The organism is Streptomyces sp. NPDC060194 (assembly GCF_042728285.1).
GTDB lineage: Bacteria > Actinomycetota > Actinomycetes > Streptomycetales > Streptomycetaceae > Streptomyces.
Map to the genome: position 1 here is coordinate 18,768 of NZ_JBHWZH010000011.1, position 16,648 is coordinate 35,415.

Here is a 16,648-nt window from a genome sequence, read left to right on the forward strand (position 1 = left end):
ACGGGCACGGCCCGCGCGCCTGCGACGGCGCGCGCACTCCTTCGCTGTCACCTTATGCTGCGTTTTGTCCGCATTGCACTTCAGGGGAAGGTGGTCCACCCGTGCCCAGTGGCCTGAACTCCGACCTCGTCGGTCCGGTCGACGTCGCGGTGATCGCGTTCGAAGGGAACCGCTTCAACGGCGACGTCGCCCCCGCGCTGCGCGAGCTCCAGCAGAGCGGGACCGTCCGCATCCTCGACCTCAGCTTCGTCCGCAAGGGCGTCGACGGCACCGTCGACGTCGTGGAGCTCGCCGACGAGGAGGTCGCGAGCGCGTTCGAGGCCACGGTCGGCGACCGGTTCGACCTGCTCAGCGACGAGGACCTGCAGACCGTCGCGGACGAGCTGCCCGCGAACTGCTCCGCGCTGGTCGTGGCCTGGGAGAACACCTGGGCGGCGCGGCTGGCGACGGCGATCGGCGCGTCCCACGGCGAGCTGCGGCTGCTCGAACGCGTCCCGAGGGACGTCGTCCTCACGGCCGTCGCCGCGCTCGACGCCGCCTGAGCCCCGTACGACGACAGGAAGGAACCCCACCATGCCCCAGCGATTCGGACGGCCCGGTCTGCTCGGCACCATGGCCCGCACCGCGGTCATCTCCGGCACCGCGAGCGCCGTCTCCAACCGGGTGAACCGCGGGATGGCCGAGCGGGAGATGCGCCGCGAGCAGCAGGCCGCGTGGGGCGCCCAGCCCCCGCCGCCGCCCGCCCCCGCGGCACCGGCGCCCGCCCCCGCCGCGCCCGACCCCGGCGCCGCGCAGGTCTCCGACCGCGTCGCGCAGCTGACCCAGCTCGCCGACCTCAAGGCCCAAGGGCTGCTGACGGAAGAGGAGTTCGCCGCCGAGAAGGCGCGCGTCCTCAACTCCTGACCCCCGTACCCCCGGAAAGGACCAGCCCGACGTGAGTGCCCCGAACAGCCCCTACGGACCGCCCAATCCGCAGTACCGCATCCCGCAGCCCTCCCCGGAGCCGCCCCTCGCGCCGGCCCGGCCGCGCGTCGACGCCGGACGGCTGTGGGCGGGCGGGGTGATGACCGCGCTGGTCGCCGCGCTCACCGCCGTCGTCGCGCTGCTCCTCGTCCGCGGGGTGCTCGGCATCCCCGTCTTCGCGCCCGAGGGCGACGGCGCGATGGGCAACGCCACCACCGGCGCGCTCGCCGGCGGGGCCGCGCTCGCCGCGCTCGCCGCGACGGGCCTGCTGCACCTCCTCGTCGCGGCCACCCCCCGGCCCGAGCGCTTCCTCGCCTGGATCGTCGCACTGGTCACCGCGGTGCTGGTCCTCCTGCCCTTCACCACCGACCTCTCCCTGGAGGCCTCGATCGGCACCGCGGTCGTCTACCTCCTGATCGGCACCGCCATCGGCACCCTGCTGTCGTCGGTGGCGCGGAGCGCGGTGCGCGGGGACTGACCCCGGGGCCGGCCGTCCCGCGACGGGCCGGTCGGCCCCCGTCCGCCTCACGCCCGCGGGCGGATCCGCACCGGCAGCTTGTGCACGCTGTTGCCCACGAAGCTGGCGTGGCGCGGCAGTTCGGCCTCCGTGACGGCGAGGTCGAGGTCGGGGAAGCGGGTGAACAGCCGCTCCAGGGCGACGGTCGCCTCCATCCGGGCCAGCGGCGCGCCCAGGCAGAAGTGGGCGCCGTGGCCGAGCGAGAGGTGGCGCGCGCGGCCCGGTCGGGTGACGTCGAAGACGTCCGCGTCCTCGCCGTGCGCGGCGGTGTCGCGGCCGGCGGCCGAGTACCCGGCGAGGACGGGCGTGCCCTGCGGGATGACCGTCCCGCCGATCTCCAGGTCGCGCTTGGGGTAGCGGAAGGGGAAGAAGCTGACCGGCGCGTCCCAGCGCAGCGTCTCCTCCACCACGTCCGCCCAGCTCGCCGCGCCCGAGCGGACCAGCTCCAGCTGGTCCCGGTGCGCGCACAGTGCCCGGACCGCGTTGGTGATCAGGTTCAGGGTCGTCTCGTGCCCGGCGACGATCATCAGCAGCAGGGTGCCGATCAGCTCCAGCTGACTGAGCCGGTCGCCGTCCGCCTCCCGCGCCGCGATCAGCGTGCTCGTCAGGTCCTCGCCCGGCTGCGCCGTCCGGGCGGCGACGACCCCGGCCAGGGTGGCCACCAGCTCCTTGTTCGCGGCCATCGCGTCCGCCGGGGCGATGTCGGTGGAGACGACCTGGTTCGACAGGTGGTGCAGCTTCTCGTGGTGCTCGGGGTCGACGCCGAGCAGCTCGCAGATGACGCCCATCGGCAGCGGCAGCGCGAAGTGCCTCCGCAGGTCGGCGACCCCGTCACCGGCCTCGAACGCGGCCGCCAGGTCGTCGAGCAGCTCGGCGGTCAGCGCCTCCACCCGGGGGCGCAGCGCCTCCACCCGGCGGGGGGTGAACCCCTTGCCCGCGAGCCCCCGCAGCCGCTTGTGGTCGTCGTCGTCCGCGGTCGTCATGCCTTGGACGGTGGCGAAGGTCCGCAGCGGCCAGCCGTCCGGTATCCGCCCCTCCTGCAGCGCGGTGAAGTGCGCGGCGTTCTTGGCGACGTCGGGATGGGCGAGGAACTCGCGCAGCGCGTCGTGGCCGAGGACGGCCATGCCGGCGACGTCACCCGGCAGGGTGACCGCGGCGACGGCCCCCTCGGCGAGCAGCTTCGCGTTCGCGGCGTGCGGGCAGCCGCCGGTCGGGTCGAGCCGGTGCGGGGCGCCGGGGGCGGGGGCGGGCGTGGTGGTCAACGGGGTCCTCCTGACTGCTGCCGCGCGGTGTGCGGAAGCGGCTGGTGCGGTGGTGGTGCGTACGGCGGCCGGGCGGGCGAGGGCGGTACGGGCCCGGACGGCGTCTGCGCGGCCCGGTCCTGCGCGGGGGGTGCGTGCGAGAGCTGCGGCTCGGTGAAGCGGACGGGCAGCGCCGCGAGCCCCTTGCTCCAGGGCGACTTGACCCACGCCAGCTCGTTCTCCGGCACGGCCAGCTCCAGGTCGGGCAGCCGGTGCCGGATGGTGTCCACCGCCGTACGGGTGATCAGCCGCGCCGGGTCCTGCGCGGGGCACGTGTGCGGGCCCGCGCCGAACGCCAGGTGCGAGCGGTTGCCGACGACCGGGCTGCCGTCGCCCGGCAGCACCTCAGGGTCGGCGTTCGCCCCCGCGAGCCCGAGCACGAGCATGTCCCCGGCCCGGATGTGCTGCCCTCCGAACTCCAGGTCGCGGGTCGCGTACCGGGCGGGGAAGTTCTGCGTCGGCGGGAACCGCCAGAGCACCAGGTCGAGCGCGTCGTCGACGCTCAGCCGGCCGCCGCTCAGCGAGGACCGGAAGGCGGGGTCGCAGAGCAGGATCCGCAGGGTGGTGGCGATCCAGTTGACGGTCGTCTGGTTGCCGGCGACGAACATCACCACCAGGTTGTGCAGCACCTCCTCGTCGGTGAGCCGGGCGGGGTGCTGGAGCAGCGCGCTGGTGACGTCCTGGCCCGGACGGGCGCGCTTCTCCTCGATCAGCGCGGTCAGGATGGAGCCCATCCGCGCCGCCGCGTTGGCCGAGTCGGCGTTCGCGGCGACGGTGCCGGCGATGGCGAGCACCAGCTGCTGGCCGGTGCGGTCGTCGAGCCCGAGGAGCCCGGTGATCACCTGCATGGGCAGCTTGCGGGCGTAGTGCGGGACCAGGTCGGCCTCCCGCCGCCCGGCGAAGTCCGCGATCAGCCGCTCGGCCGCCGCCCGCACGCTGCGCCGCAGCTCGTGGCCGTTGATCCGGGCCAGCGCGTCCGAGACCGCCGCGCGCATCCGCCGGTGCTGCCGGCCGTCGGCGAACAGCAGCGCGGGCCGCCAGCCGACCATCGGCAGGATCGGCGAGTCGGCCGGGACGCGGCCCTCGCGCAGCAGGCTCCAGCGGCGCGGGTCGTGGCTGAAGTCCTGCTCCTCGCGGGTCAGCCGCAGCAGCTCGCGGTGGCCGAGCACGAGCCAGGCGCTGATGCCCGGCGCCACGGTCACCGGGGCCACCGGGCCGTGCTCCTCGCGCAGCCGCTCGTAGAGGGCCGGCATCCCGTCGCCGTCCAGCTGCTCCCCGTAGAGCGGGGTGGCCGCGGGGCAGCGGCCGCCGTAGCCGAAGCCGTCGGCGAAGGCGTGGGGCGGTATCGCGGGCGGAGAGGTCATCGGGGCTCCGGGGCGGTGGCGGTCGTCGGGGAGGTGACGGTACGGATCAGGTGGCGGACCAGCGCGATCAGCGCCTCGACGGACGAGCGCTCGTCCCGGGCGTCGCACGCCACCAGCGGGGTGTCGGGCAACAGGTCCAGGGACGCGCGCAGTTGCTCCTCGGAGTGGTGCGGGCTGCCGGGGAAGACGTTGACGGCGACGGCGAACGGCAGGTCCAGGTCCTCCAGATGCCCGAGCGCGTCGAACGACGCGCCCAGGTCGCGCGCGTCGACCAGCGCCAGCGCCCCGAGCGCGCCCCGGGCGAGGTCGCGCCAGGCGGGCAGGAACCGCTGCTGCCCGGGCGTCCCGAACAGGTAGAGCACCAGCTCCCCGTCGAGCGTCATCCGCCCGAAGTCCAGCGCGACGGTCGTGGTCCGCTTCCCCGACGGGCCAGCCGGGTGGTCCACCCGCGCGCCCGCCTGCGTCATCACCGCCTCCGTCGACAGCGGCGCGATCTCCGACACCGTGCCGATCAGCGTCGTCTTGCCCACCCCGAGCGGCCCCACCACCATGATCTTCGCCGCGCCCGCGACCCCGTCGGCCAGGTACTTCCCGCCCGCGCCGGACGCGCTCGCGGGAGCGCTTCCCGGACGCGCCGCGGCGACGGCGGGGTCAGAGGCGGCTTTCGAGGCCATGGAGGACCTTTCTCAGCATGGTCACGTCGGCGTGTTCGGCCGGCGGGATCGGCGGACGGGTGAGGATCAGTCCCCAGTCCACGAGGTCGGACAGCAACACCTGCACCACGGACGGCGGTTGGCCGAGGTGCGCGGCCACCTCGGCGACGGAGAGCAGGCCCTGGCAGTGCGCCAGGATCATCCGGTACTCCGGCTGCAGCGCCGCCGGCACCGGCACGGCGGCCGCGACCACCAGCGACTCCCAGTGCAGCGGCTCCGCGCCCGTCCCGGCCCGCCCCCCGGTGATCACGTACGGCCGCACCGCGGACGTGGTCCGGTCACCGGGTCCTGCCCGGACGGTGCCGGAGGGGCCCGGGGCCGGGCCGGGCGGGGGGTCCGCCGGCGGGCGCACCCCGGCCGCGCCGGGGGCGGGTGCCGGCGGCCCGGGGGGCGTCGGCGTGCCCCCGGCCCCGGCGAAGCCGCCCCGTGCCGCGGGGTAGGCGTCCGACGCGTGCGGCGGATGGCCCGACGCGCGGTCGGCGGCGTCCGAGCCGCCCGCGTGCTCCGCCGGGCGCGGACGGGCGCGCGGGCCCGGCGGGCCGCCGTCGGCCCGGCCGGCGGGCTCCGTCATGACGGCCCGTCCGTCATGACGAGGGGGCCGCCTGGTCCCGCGGGTGGCTGGCCAGGTGGCCGCCGATCTTCACGACGAGCAGCTGCATCTGCTGCGCGACGAGGCCGACGTCGGCGCCCGTGTCGGTGGCGACGCCGAGATGCGCCCCCACCCCCGCCGCGGTGAAGAGCACGAACCCTTGGTCGGACTCCAGCATCAGCTGCCGCATCCCCGCGTTCCCGCCGAAGAGCAGCCCGATCGTCGACCGGCTGGTCATCGTCAGCGCGGCGGACGCGGCGGAGAGCGACTCGGCCTCGGCGACGCTGAGTTCGGACACCCGCCCCTTCACGTTCAGCGCGGACGCGTGCCCGAGCCGCAGCCCGTCCTCGGACACCACCACCGCGTGGCGCACGCCGGGGATGTCGGTCAGCGGGCGCAGCATCCAGCCCAGGTCGGGGAGTCTGGATATCGTTCCGGTCACTGCCGGCCTCCGTCGTGTCGTCCGTGTGGTGCGGGTGGTGCGGGTGGTGCGCTGTCGGTGTCCCGCGCGGCCTCCCGGCCCCGCCGCGCCCCGGACAGCACGCTCGCGACCGACGCGCGGGCCTCCTCGGGCGTCCAGTCGGGATCGGGCCCCGCGGCGGGCCGGGGGGCGGGGCGCGCCGCGGGCCGGTCTCCCGTCCCGCCGGTGCGGCGGCGGCTGCGGCGCCGGGGCAGCGCGTCGGGCCCGCCGCCGTCGCCCGCGGACGCGTGCTCGGCGGACACCGCGTGCTCGGCGGTCACTGCGGGCGAGGTGGTCACCGCGGGCGCAGGGGGAGGCGCGGGCGCAGGGGGAGGCACGGGCGCGGGGGGAGGCACGGGCGCGGTACGGGGCATCGGCGCGGCGGGCGGCATCGGCTGCGTCGCCGGTACCTCCACGACGGGCGCCGCCGCCACCCCCACGGCGGGCGCCGCGTACGCCCCGGCCCCCGGCACGTCGGCCGCGTACGACGCCGTGTCCGCCTCGAAGTGCGACAACGGCTCCGTGAGCAGCCGGTGCGGCACGAACGTCACCGCCCGCGTCCCGCCGTACGCCGACGCGCCCGTCAGCTCCACAGTGAAGCCCAGCTCCCGCGTCCAGCGGCCGACGCAGGCGAGCCCGAGCCGGGGGACCGCGCCGAGCCGGGTGAGGTCCAGGTCGTCCCGCAGCTGGGACGCCGCCCGGTGGAGCACGTCCGGCGGCATCCCGAGCCCCGCGTCGTCGATCTCGAGCACCGCACCGGCCCCGACCTCGCGGATCGTGACCACGACCTGGGTGCGCGAGGGGGAGAACACCGTCGCGTTCTCCAGGAGTTCGGCGATCGCGTGCATCAGGCCCTCGACGGCGGCCGGCACGACGAACAGCGTCTGCCCGCCGTGCACCTCCACCCGCCCGAACTCCACGATCCGCGACTGCGCCCCGCGCACGCAGTCGTACAGCGACACCGGCCGCACCTCGCGCCGGGCCGGCCAGATCCCGCACATCACCAGCAGGGTCTGCGCCTTGCGGGTCATCTGCGCGGCGGCGTGGTCCGCCCTCATCACCTGCGCCATCGGACCGGCGTCGGTCAGGGAGTGACCCACCTGGTCGAGGACCTGCTGCTGCACGGTGGCCATCGCGTGCATGGTGCGCGCCACGGACTCGAACGCCGCCTGCACCGAGTCGCGCATCCCGCGCTCGCGCCGGACCGCCTCGTCGGAGCCGAGCGCCGCGACCACCGCGGCCATCGCCCGTGCGAACTCCTCGCCCGCGTCGCCCTCCGCGGCGGCCGGCCCCGGCACCCCGTCGAGCCGCCGCCCGGTCCGCACCCGCTCGGCGATCGCCGGCAACCGGACCTCGGCCAGGTGCGCGAGCGCCTCCCCGCGGGCCGCCGCGAGCCGCTGCTCCGCGGCGCGCCCGGCCCGTTCGGCGGCCAGCCGCCGCCGCAGCGCGAGCACCCGGGCGGCGAGCAGCACGGCGAGCGCCGCACAGCCTCCGGCCAGCACCTGCCGCCACTCCTCGACGGCCGCGAGTCCGACGAGCACGGCGGCGGTCGCGGCGACGAGCAACGCCACGGACCACCTCAGGGCGGACGAGCGCACGACGACCACGAAGACCGGGCCCCTTCCAGGACGCGTCGGACTCCCGGAGCGGAATGATCGGGAGTATGCCGATCCTACGATCAACCCGTGCCTTTGTGACGCCAGTTGGCCAACTCGGTCCGCGAACATCTGGCCACGACAGGGAAGTTGCGTGCGCAACCATCCTTCGGTTCGGCAGGTAACGCCAGCTCGCGGCCCCCGGCTCAGCGCCGCCCGACGCCGAACGCCGCCAGGATCCGCTCAGCGGCCGAGGTCGCCGTCAACTCGCCGTCCCGCACCTGCCGTTCGAGATCCGGGGCGAGGGCCCGGACGGACGGGTCCGCGTGCAGCCGGCCGAGCAGCTCGTCCCGCACCATCGTCCACGTCCAGTCCACCTGCTGGGCGCGCCGCCGTTCCGCCAGCCGTCCCGTGGAGTCGAGGAGCGCGCGGTGCTGCTCCAGCCGCTCCCACAGGGTGTCCAGTCCGGTCGCGTCCCGCGCGCTGCAACTCAGCACCGGCGGTGTCCAGGCGGCGTCCACCGGATGCATCAGCCGCAGCGCACCGGCGAGTTCGCGCGCGGCCGCCCGCGCGTCCCGCTCGTGCGGCCCGTCGGCCTTGTTGACGGCGATGACGTCCGCCAGTTCGAGGACGCCCTTCTTGATGCCCTGGAGCTGGTCCCCGGTCCGGGCGAGGGTGAGCAGCAGGAAGGTGTCGACCATATTCGCGACCGCCGTCTCCGACTGCCCGACGCCGACCGTCTCCACGAGCACGACGTCGTACCCCGCCGCCTCCATCACCACGATCGACTCGCGGGTCGCCTTCGCGACCCCGCCGAGCGTTCCCGCGGTGGGGGAGGGGCGCACGAACGCCGCCGGGTCGACCGACAGCCGGTCCATACGGGTCTTGTCGCCGAGGATCGACCCGCCGGTCCGGCTGGAGGACGGGTCGACGGCGAGCACCGCGACCCGGTGGCCGAGCGAGGTGAGCAGGGTGCCGAAGGCGTCGATGAACGTCGACTTGCCCACCCCCGGCACCCCGCTGACGCCGATCCGCCGGGCCCGGCCGCTGTGCGGGAGCAGCGCGGTGAGCAGTTCCTGGGCCAGCGCCCGGTGGTCGGGCCGGGTGGACTCCACGAGCGTGATCGCCCGGGCCACCACGGCCCGCCGCCCGTCGAGCACGCCCTTCGCGTAGGCGTCGAGGTCGATCGCCATCCGGGTCAGCGACCGGGCTCGGTGTCGGCCGCCGCGGACTGCAACTCCGCCGCCGGGTGGCCGAGTTGCTCGCCGAGCCGGGTCACCAGGTCGTACGCCGCGTCCGGGATCACCGTCCCCGGCGGGAAGACCGCCGCCGCGCCCATCTCCAGGAGCCGGGGCACGTCCTGCGGCGGGATGACCCCGCCGACCACGACCATGATGTCCTCCCGGCCCTCCTCGGCCAGCTGCTCCCGCAGCGCCGGCACCAGGGTGAGGTGCCCGGCGGCCAGCGAGGACACCCCGACGATGTGCACGTCCGCCTCGACGGCCTGCCGCGCCACCTCGCCCGGGGTCTGGAACAGCGGGCCCACGTCGGCGTCGAAGCCGAGGTCGGCGAAGGCAGTGGCGATCACCTTCTGGCCGCGGTCGTGGCCGTCCTGGCCCATCTTGGCGACCAGCATGCGGGGGCGGCGGCCCTCGGCCTCCTCGAAGGAGGCCACCAGGGCGCGCGTCCGGTCGATGGACGGGGACTCGCCGGCTTCGTTGCGGTACACACCGGAGATCGTACGGATCTGGCCCGCGTGCCGCCCGTACACCTTCTCCAGCGCGTCCGAGATCTCCCCCACGGTCGCCTTCGCCCGCGCCGCGTCCACGGCGAGTTCCAGCAGGTTGCCGGTGCCCGCGGCGGTCCGGGTCAGCGCGTCGAGCGCGTCCTGGCAGGCCCGCTCGTCGCGCTCCGCGCGCAGCCGGCGCAGCTTCTCGATCTGCTGGGCGCGCACCGCGGAGTTGTCGACGGAGCGGACGTCGATCCGCTCGTCGGTCTCCACCCGGTACTTGTTGACCCCGATGACCGGCTGCCGCCCGGAGTCGATGCGCGCCTGCGTGCGGGCCGCGGCCTCCTCCACGCGCAGCTTCGGAATGCCCGCGTCGATGGCCTGCGCCATGCCGCCGGCCGCCTCGACCTCCTGGATGTGGCTCCACGCCCGCCGCGCCAGGTCGTAGGTGAGCCGCTCGACGTACGCGCTGCCGCCCCACGGGTCGATGGTCCGGGTGGTGCCCGACTCCTGCTGGATGAGCAGCTGGGTGTTGCGGGCGATCCGCGCGGAGAAGTCGGTGGGCAGCGCGAGCGCCTCGTCGAGTGCGTTGGTGTGCAGCGACTGGGTGTGCCCCTGGGTCGCCGCCATCGCCTCGACGCACGTCCGCGTCACGTTGTTGAACACGTCCTGCGCGGTGAGCGACCAGCCCGAGGTCTGCGAATGGGTGCGCAGGGAGAGGGACTTGGCGTTCTGCGGGTCGAACTCCCTGACCAGCTTGGCCCACAGGAGCCGCGCCGCCCGCATCTTGGCGATCTCCATGAAGAAGTTCATGCCGATCGCCCAGAAGAACGACAGCCGCGGCGCGAACGCGTCCACGTCCATCCCCGCCGCCCGCCCGGCCCGGATGTACTCCACCCCGTCGGCCAGCGTGTACGCCAGCTCCAGGTCGGCCGTTGCCCCCGCCTCCTGGATGTGGTACCCGGAGATCGAGATCGAGTTGTACCGGGGCATCCGCTGCGAGGTGTACGCGAAGATGTCGGAGATGATCCGCATCGACGGCTTCGGCGGGTAGATGTAGGTGTTGCGGACCATGAACTCCTTGAGGATGTCGTTCTGGATGGTCCCCGCCAGCTTCTCGGGCGGCACCCCCTGCTCCTCGGCCGCGACGATGTACAGCGCGAGCACGGGGAGCACGGCCCCGTTCATCGTCATCGAGACGGTCATCCGGTCCAGCGGGATGCCGTCGAAGAGCTGCCGCATGTCGTAGATCGAGTCGATCGCGACGCCCGCCATGCCGACGTCACCGGTCACCCGCGGGTGGTCGCTGTCGTACCCGCGGTGGGTTGGCAGGTCGAAGGCGACCGACAGGCCCTTCTGACCGGCCGCCAGGTTGCGCCGGTAGAACGCGTTGGACTCCTCCGCGGTCGAGAAGCCGGCGTACTGGCGGATCGTCCACGGCTGGTTGACGTACATCGTCGGGTACGGGCCGCGCAGGTAGGGGGCGGCGCCGGGGTAGGTGGCGAGGAAGTCCAGGCCCTCGGTGTCCCGCCCGGTGTACAGCGGCTTGACGGCGATGCCCTCGGGCGTCTCCCACAGCAGGTCGTCCCCGCCGGCCGCCTGCTTCACCGCGTCGGCCCACTCCTCCGCGCCGCCGGCCGCCTTCGGCGTGCCGAGCTCGATCCCGGAAAAGTCCGGGATTCCCTGCGTGGCCATCAGGACACTCCCAAGCGGTCGAGGGTGGCGGCGAGCACGGCGACGGCGTCGCAGCCCGCGAAGACATGGGCGTCGACGCCCGGGTGGTCCCCGGGGCGGCCCGCGAGGAACACGTGCCGGGCACCGGCCGCCCGCAGGTCGGCCGCCGCACCGGCGGCCTGCTCCTCGTAGACGGCGTCGCTGGAGCACAGGCACGCCTCGGTGGCCCCGCTCTCCGCGAACGTGCCCTGCGTGACGGTCTCGATCCCACCGGCCTGGAACAGGTTCGCGGCGAACGACAGACGCGCGGTGTGCGCGCCGGCCGGGCCGAGCGCGGCGAGGAAGACCCGCGGCCGGGTGCCGGTCGCGGCGAGGTGCCGGTCGGAGCGCTCGCGCAGCTCCTCGAACGCCTCGTCCCGCCGGACCCGCGGCAGCCCCCCGATCGGGGGTGCGGGGTGGGGGGCGCGGACGACCTCGGGCTCGTCCAGGAGCGGGAACTCGCTGACCCCGGTGACCGGTTCGCGCCGGGTGGCGAGCTTCGCGCGGCGCGCCCGCCACGTCTCCGCGAGGTCGCCGGCGAGCGTTCCGGACCGCAAAGCGGAGGCCAGGCCGCCCTGTTGCTCGATGCGCCGGAAGAACTCCCAGCCCGCATGGGCGAGTTCGTCCGTCAGTCGCTCCACGTACCAGGAGCCGCCCGCCGGGTCGATCACCCGGGCCAGGTGCGACTCCTCGACCAGGATCGTCGAGGTGTTCCGCGCGATCCGGCGCGCGAAGGCGTCGGGGAGCCCCAGCGCGTGGTCGAACGGCAGCACGGTGACGGAGTCCGCGCCGCCCACCCCCGCCGCGAGCGTCGCGACGGTCGTCCGCAGCATGTTCACCCACGGGTCGCGGCGCGACATCATCACCGGCGAGGTCACCGCGTGCTGCACCTGCCGCCCCGGCGCCCCGCACACCTCCGCGACCCGCGCCCACAGCCGGCGCGCGGCCCTCAGCTTCGCGATCGTCAGGAACTGGTCGGCGGTGGCCGCGTACCGGAACTCCAGCTGCCCGGCGGCCTGTTCGGCGCTCAGCCCGGTCGCGGTCAGCTCGCGCAGGTACGCGACGCCGGTCGCGAGCGACGCGCCCAGCTCCTGCGCCGCCGAGCCGCCGGCCTCGTGGTACGGCAGCGCGTCGACCGTCAGCGCGCGCAGACCCGGGTAGCCCCCGGCGCACGTCCGCGCGAGGGCGGCGGCGGGGGCGGGGTCGAGCCGCTCGCCCGTCCGGGCCTCGAAGCCCAGCGGGTCGGCCCCCAGGTTGCCGCGCACGGCGTCCGGCGCGAGCCCGCGCTCCTCGTACAGCCGCAGCAGCGCGGCGGCGGCCGCCTCGGTCTCGCGCCCCGCGTCGAGCACGACCGGCGCGAGGTCGAGGTACACGCCGTCGAGCACCCGGCCGAGCTCCGCCACCGGGATCCCGTGCTCCCCGAGCACCAGCCACAGCGACGTGACCCCGTTCTCGAGGTCCGCGAGCACCTTCTCGCCGTCGGCCGCCGTGTGCTGCTGCCGTACGCCCCACCCGCCGAGCGTGCTGCCCTCGGGGCGCCCGCCCCGTACGAAGGGGGCGAAGCCGGGCAGCCCGGCGTCGGGCACCGGCTCGCTCGCGGTGTACAGCGGACGGGCCCTCAGCCCGTCCTCCAGCGGCGTGGACAGGGCGTCCTCCGCTGCGGCCCCCGAGACGTCCTTCCCCGCTCTGCGCAGCACGCCCTCGACCAGGCGTTGCCACTGCTCATGGGTCGCGTCCGGGAACTCGGCAGCCAGCGAGAGCGCGTCGTCAGGCAGGACTGTCATGCTCGGATGCTAGGACAGCGCGACAGCTGAGCAGCAGAGGCCACGGCTGTGACCTTGCCCTCGCCGGGAGTGACTTGATCTTCCGCCCCGCCGAAGCTACGCGCGGGTAACTACAGCGCCACGACCGTCGTCTCGGTCGCCTTGATGCTCGTCCAGACCTCCACCCCGTCCGCGAGGCCGAGGTCGGCCGCGGCCTGCGGGGTGATCTCCGCGACGACGTCGGGGCCGTCCGCCGAGGTGACGAGCACGCGCAGCCGGCTGCCGGTGCCGGTGAGCTCGCGGACGACGCCGGGCCGGACGTTGCGCGGGCTGCCGCCGGGCCGCTCCCGGTGCAGGGCGACGGCCTCGGGGGCGACGACGGCGAGGGCCGGGGTGCCGGCGGGCAGGCCGTCGGCGGTGTGGAGCAGCCCCCCGTCGTCGAGCCGCAGTCCGGTCTCCTCCGCCACGCCCGGCCACGCGTTGCGCCCGAGCATCCGCGCGACCCACGGCGACCGCGGATGGCGGGTGACCTCGGCGGGGGCCGCGTCCTGCACCGCGCGCCCGTCGTCGAGGACGAGGACGCGGTCGGCGAGCGAGACGGCCTCGACGGGGTCGTGCGTGACGAGCAGGCAGACCCCGCCGAAGCCGGCGAGGTGCGTCCGCAGGGTGTGCCGGACGTGCGCCCGGGTGGTCTGGTCGAGCGCGGCGAGCGGCTCGTCCAGGAGCAGCAGCCGGGGGCGCGCGGCCAGCGCGCGGGCGAGCGCGACCCGCTGGGCCTGGCCGCCGGACAGCTGCGCGGGCCGGCGGCCCGCGAGGTGGCCGACGCCCAGTCGGTCGAGCCACTCGCGCGCCTCCCGCCGCGCCTCGCCGCGCGGCACCCCGTGCGCGCGCAGCCCGTACGCGGTGTTCGCCAGCGCGGTCAGGTGCGGGAACAGCGCCCCGTCCTGCGGCACCCAGGCGACCCCGCGGCGGTGCGGCGGGAGAGCGGTCACGTCGAGGTCGCCCAGCCGCAGCGCGGCGTGCGACCGGGGGGTGAGGCCGAGCAGCGCCCGCAGCAGCGTCGTCTTGCCCGCCCCGTTCGGGCCGACGACGGCGACGGTGGTGCCCGCGTCGGCGCTGAGGGTGAGCTCGTCGAAGCCGGTGACGTCCGCGTGCAGCGGCCACCGCTCGGCCGGCGGGGCCGGGACGCCGACCGCCGCGGGCCGCGGACCGTCGTCCGGCTCCTCCACCCCGACCGCCGGCTCCGCGCGGGCGACCCGCGGCGTCCCCGTCCACCGCCCCCGCAGCGCGACCAGGACGACCATCGCGATCGCGAGCAGCAGCAGCGAGACCGAGGTGGCCGCCTCCGGACTGTCCTGGAGCAGCAGGTACACCTGCAGCGGCAGCGTCTGCGTGGTCCCCGGGAGGTTGCCGGCGAACGTGATCGTCGCCCCGAACTCGCCCAGCGCCCGCGCCCAGGTCAGCGCCGCGCCCGCGGCGAGACCGGGCGCGACCATCGGCAGCGTCACGGTGAGGAACACCCGCAGTGGCGACGCTCCGAGCGACGCCGCGGTCTCCTCGTACCGGGGCCGCAGCCCGCCGAGCGCGCCCTCCAGGCTGATGACCAGGAACGGCATCGCGACGAACGTCGCCGCGAGCACCGCGCCGGAGGTGTGGAACGGCAGCGTGAGCCCGAAGGTGTCCTCCAGCCACGGCCCGAGCAGCCCCCGCCGCCCGAACGCGAGCAGCAGCGCGACCCCGCCCACCGTCGGCGGCAGCACCATCGGCAGCAGCACGAGGGACCGTACGAACGCCTTCCCCGGGAACTCCACCCGCGCGAGCAACCACGCCAGCGGCACCCCGAGCACCACCGAGACCGCCAGCGCCCACCCCGACACGACCAGCGACAACGTCAACGCCTGCGTCGTCTCCGGACGCGTCAGATGCCCTCCGAGCTCCCCCCACGACGTCCGCGCGAGGATCCCGACCAGCGGCAGCAACAGGAACGCGACGGCGAGCAGCGCGGGAACGGTGAGCGCGAGCGGCGCGCGGGGCCCGGTGGTGCGGCGGTTGCGGAGACGGTTCATCGGGCTTCCCGGAGCTGGTCGGACGACTGCGCGGCCCTGGGGCGGGAGGCCGCGCACGGTGGGACGGCCCGCCCGCGGCCGGGCGGGCGTCCCGGGCGGGGGCGCGGGAGCCGTCCGCTCGGCTGCCTGCAGATTACGGCGGAGTGCCGGGGTGAGGTGGCAGGGCGGACCCGGCGGCCGGGGAACGCGGCGGCGGGGCGCGCCCGGCCGCCACGAGTGCCCGGTCGCGGGCGCGCGGTGCGTCGCATCCGCGGCCCTGTGCGCCCGGCCCGCACCCGGTCGCCGCCCCTGCGTCGCGCCGCGCCGACCGCTCCCTCCCTACGGCTGCTGGAAGCCCGCGTCGGTGAGGATCTTCTGGGCCTCGGGGGTGGAGAGCCACTTCACGAACGCGTCCGCCGCCTCGCTGTTCTCCGACGACTTCAGCGTCGCGGCCGGGTAGGAGGCGATCGCGTTCTGGTCGTCGGGGATGGCGACGGCCTCGACCTCGTCCGTCGCGGTGGCCGCGTCCGTCCTGTAGACGAGACCCGCGTCCGCCTCGCCCAGCTCGACCTTGCTGAGCACGGCCCGCACGTTCGGCTCCTGCGAGACGGGCTTCACGGTGATCTTCTGCGCGTCGAGGATCTGCTTGCTGTACCGCCCCACCGGCACCTCGGGCGCGGCGAGGACCACCTTCAGCTCCGGGTCCGCGAGGTCCTTGAGGTTCTCGACGCCCTCCGGGTTGCCCTTGCCGGTCGCGATGACCAGCCGGTTCCTCGCGATGACGGTCGGCGTGCCGGTCTCCCCGCCCAGCCCGTCCATCGTCCTGGTGTCCGCGGTGACCAGGGCGTCCGCCGGCGCCCCCTGCTTCACCTGCGCGGCCAGCTCCTGCGACCCGGCGAAGGAGAACGTCAGCTTCGTCCCCGGGTTCTCCGCCTCGTACGCGGCCCCGGCGGTCTTGAACACGTCGGTGAGCGACGACGCGGCGAGGACGGTCAGGTCCGCGTCCGGCGCACCCGACGCGGAGGCGGACGGCGACTCCGCCGCGTCGGACCCCCCGTCGTCACCCCCGCACGCGCTGAGCGGGAACAGCAGGCCGCCGGCGACGAGCGCGGCGGCGGTACGGCGGCGGACTGGACTGAGCGGCATGACGGGCCCTCCCTGGGCGCGAGCAGTTGACGGTGTGCCGCGCCGGGACGGCGACGCGCGAGGAGGCCGGTTCAGGTCCGGTCGATGTGCACGCTGGTCGACTTCACCCGCGCGGTGGCCTGCATCCCGACCTCCAGGCCGAGTTCCTCCACCGCCTCCCGGGTGAGCAGCGACACCAGCCGGTGCGGCCCCGCCTGGATCTCGACCTGCGCGGCGACGTCGCCGAGCTTCACGGCCGTGACGATCCCGGGGAACGCGTTGCGCGCCGAGGTGTACGGCTCCTCCGCCTCGGCCGCCGCCCCCTGCGCGACCTCGACCGAGAACGCCGCGAGGTCGCGGCCGTCGATCATCCGCCGCCCGCCCTCCTCGCGGTGCGTGGCGACCCGCCCGGCATCCGCCCAGCGGCGCGCGGTATCCGGACTGACGCCGAGCAGACGCGCGGCCTGACCGATGGTGTAGGACTGCATGTGCGACACCATAGGGTCCTTTACCTCGCATCTACAAGGTTTTGTACGATTCCCCATAGCAGATGCGAGTAGGCTGGAGAATCCTCCGACCGCCACGCAGTTGTCACCGGCGAGGCGTCACGCCCGGGCCTCTGCGGCTCGTAATCGAGGAGGGGCGGTCGACCCGCCCTCGCCACCGTCCCCTGACACGCCGGCGGCCCGGCGCACGACCGAGGGGTAGTGCGCCGGGCCGCCGTGGTGTCGCGCGGTCCTGCCGCGGTCGGCCGGGGGCCGTACCGCCGTG

Annotated in this window: 15 protein-coding genes; 3 read left to right on the forward strand and 12 right to left on the reverse strand. The window is 75.3% G+C overall.

Annotated features, from left to right (window positions below; translation table 11 throughout):
• Positions 1-101: 101 nt before the first annotated feature.
• Genes ACFWEG_RS04070 through ACFWEG_RS04080 form a run of 3 tightly spaced genes read left to right on the forward strand, consistent with a single transcriptional unit; the run spans position 102 to position 1,441 of the window.
• Complete coding sequence (locus tag ACFWEG_RS04070; protein ID WP_387208920.1) at positions 102-542, forward strand: DUF6325 family protein; 441 nt, start codon at positions 102-104, stop codon at positions 540-542.
• A 31-nt stretch (positions 543-573) separates the two neighbouring features.
• Entirely contained in the window at positions 574-903 is a 330-nt protein-coding gene (locus ACFWEG_RS04075; protein WP_387208922.1) for an SHOCT domain-containing protein, read from the forward strand.
• A 31-nt stretch (positions 904-934) separates the two neighbouring features.
• Positions 935-1,441: a DUF6069 family protein gene (locus tag ACFWEG_RS04080; protein WP_387208924.1), complete on the forward strand. Its 507-nt coding sequence runs from the start codon at positions 935-937 to the stop codon at positions 1,439-1,441.
• A 47-nt stretch (positions 1,442-1,488) separates the two neighbouring features.
• Here ACFWEG_RS04080 and ACFWEG_RS04085 read toward each other — a convergent pair whose 3' ends face one another.
• The 12 genes from ACFWEG_RS04085 to ACFWEG_RS04140 all read right to left on the reverse strand — a co-directional run bounded on the left by ACFWEG_RS04085 (position 1,489) and on the right by ACFWEG_RS04140 (position 16,365).
• Positions 1,489-2,742, reverse strand: a complete 1,254-nt coding sequence (locus ACFWEG_RS04085; protein WP_387208926.1) for a cytochrome P450 — start codon at positions 2,740-2,742, stop codon at positions 1,489-1,491.
• Positions 2,739-4,145, reverse strand: coding sequence for a cytochrome P450 (locus ACFWEG_RS04090; RefSeq protein WP_387208928.1), 1,407 nt, complete (start codon positions 4,143-4,145; stop codon positions 2,739-2,741). Before ACFWEG_RS04090 ends, ACFWEG_RS04085 begins: the two co-directional genes overlap by 4 nt.
• Positions 4,142-4,819, reverse strand: coding sequence for an ATP/GTP-binding protein (locus tag ACFWEG_RS04095; protein WP_387208930.1), 678 nt, complete (start codon positions 4,817-4,819; stop codon positions 4,142-4,144). Before ACFWEG_RS04095 ends, ACFWEG_RS04090 begins: the two co-directional genes overlap by 4 nt.
• Positions 4,797-5,120, reverse strand: coding sequence for a DUF742 domain-containing protein (locus ACFWEG_RS04100; RefSeq protein WP_387209005.1), 324 nt, complete (start codon positions 5,118-5,120; stop codon positions 4,797-4,799). The genes ACFWEG_RS04095 and ACFWEG_RS04100 overlap by 23 nt, the downstream gene beginning before the upstream one ends.
• A 322-nt stretch (positions 5,121-5,442) precedes the next feature.
• Positions 5,443-5,889, reverse strand: a complete 447-nt coding sequence (locus tag ACFWEG_RS04105; RefSeq protein WP_387208932.1) for a roadblock/LC7 domain-containing protein — start codon at positions 5,887-5,889, stop codon at positions 5,443-5,445.
• A complete protein-coding gene (locus ACFWEG_RS04110) occupies positions 5,886-7,478 on the reverse strand; it encodes an ATP-binding protein (protein ID WP_387208934.1) in 1,593 nt (530 codons plus the stop codon). Before ACFWEG_RS04110 ends, ACFWEG_RS04105 begins: the two co-directional genes overlap by 4 nt.
• Before the next feature lie 230 nt (positions 7,479-7,708).
• Complete coding sequence (meaB, locus tag ACFWEG_RS04115; protein WP_387208936.1) at positions 7,709-8,695, reverse strand: methylmalonyl Co-A mutase-associated GTPase MeaB; 987 nt, start codon at positions 8,693-8,695, stop codon at positions 7,709-7,711.
• Positions 8,696-8,700: 5 nt separating this feature from the next.
• Positions 8,701-10,926, reverse strand: coding sequence for a methylmalonyl-CoA mutase (gene scpA / locus ACFWEG_RS04120; protein ID WP_387208938.1), 2,226 nt, complete (start codon positions 10,924-10,926; stop codon positions 8,701-8,703).
• Positions 10,926-12,728 (reverse strand): methylmalonyl-CoA mutase family protein, encoded by a 1,803-nt coding sequence (locus ACFWEG_RS04125; RefSeq protein WP_387208940.1) that lies wholly within the window; start codon positions 12,726-12,728, stop codon positions 10,926-10,928. Before ACFWEG_RS04125 ends, scpA begins: the two co-directional genes overlap by 1 nt.
• 110 nt (positions 12,729-12,838) lie before the next feature.
• Complete coding sequence (locus tag ACFWEG_RS04130) at positions 12,839-14,773, reverse strand: ABC transporter permease (protein WP_387208942.1); 1,935 nt, start codon at positions 14,771-14,773, stop codon at positions 12,839-12,841.
• Positions 14,774-15,091: 318 nt separating this feature from the next.
• A complete protein-coding gene (gene modA / locus ACFWEG_RS04135) occupies positions 15,092-15,898 on the reverse strand; it encodes a molybdate ABC transporter substrate-binding protein (protein ID WP_387208944.1) in 807 nt (268 codons plus the stop codon).
• 71 nt (positions 15,899-15,969) lie between these two features.
• Entirely contained in the window at positions 15,970-16,365 is a 396-nt protein-coding gene (locus ACFWEG_RS04140; protein ID WP_387208946.1) for a molybdopterin-binding protein, read from the reverse strand.
• Positions 16,366-16,648: the final 283 nt, after the last annotated feature.

Excerpts from the sequence above, each read along its gene's own strand:
- ACFWEG_RS04075 (WP_387208922.1), top strand. The coding sequence starts at position 574 with ATGCCCCAGCGATTCGGACGGCCCGGTCTGCTCGGCACCATGGCCCGC.
- ACFWEG_RS04090 (WP_387208928.1), bottom strand. The coding sequence starts at position 4,145 with ATGACCTCTCCGCCCGCGATACCGCCCCACGCCTTCGCCGACGGCTTC.
- ACFWEG_RS04095 (WP_387208930.1), bottom strand. The coding sequence starts at position 4,819 with ATGGCCTCGAAAGCCGCCTCTGACCCCGCCGTCGCCGCGGCGCGTCCG.
- meaB (WP_387208936.1), bottom strand. The coding sequence starts at position 8,695 with ATGGCGATCGACCTCGACGCCTACGCGAAGGGCGTGCTCGACGGGCGG.
- scpA (WP_387208938.1), bottom strand. The coding sequence starts at position 10,926 with ATGGCCACGCAGGGAATCCCGGACTTTTCCGGGATCGAGCTCGGCACG.
- ACFWEG_RS04125 (WP_387208940.1), bottom strand. The coding sequence starts at position 12,728 with ATGACAGTCCTGCCTGACGACGCGCTCTCGCTGGCTGCCGAGTTCCCG.
- ACFWEG_RS04130 (WP_387208942.1), bottom strand. The coding sequence starts at position 14,773 with ATGAACCGTCTCCGCAACCGCCGCACCACCGGGCCCCGCGCGCCGCTC.
- modA (WP_387208944.1), bottom strand. The coding sequence starts at position 15,898 with ATGCCGCTCAGTCCAGTCCGCCGCCGTACCGCCGCCGCGCTCGTCGCC.
- ACFWEG_RS04140 (WP_387208946.1), bottom strand. The coding sequence starts at position 16,365 with ATGCAGTCCTACACCATCGGTCAGGCCGCGCGTCTGCTCGGCGTCAGT.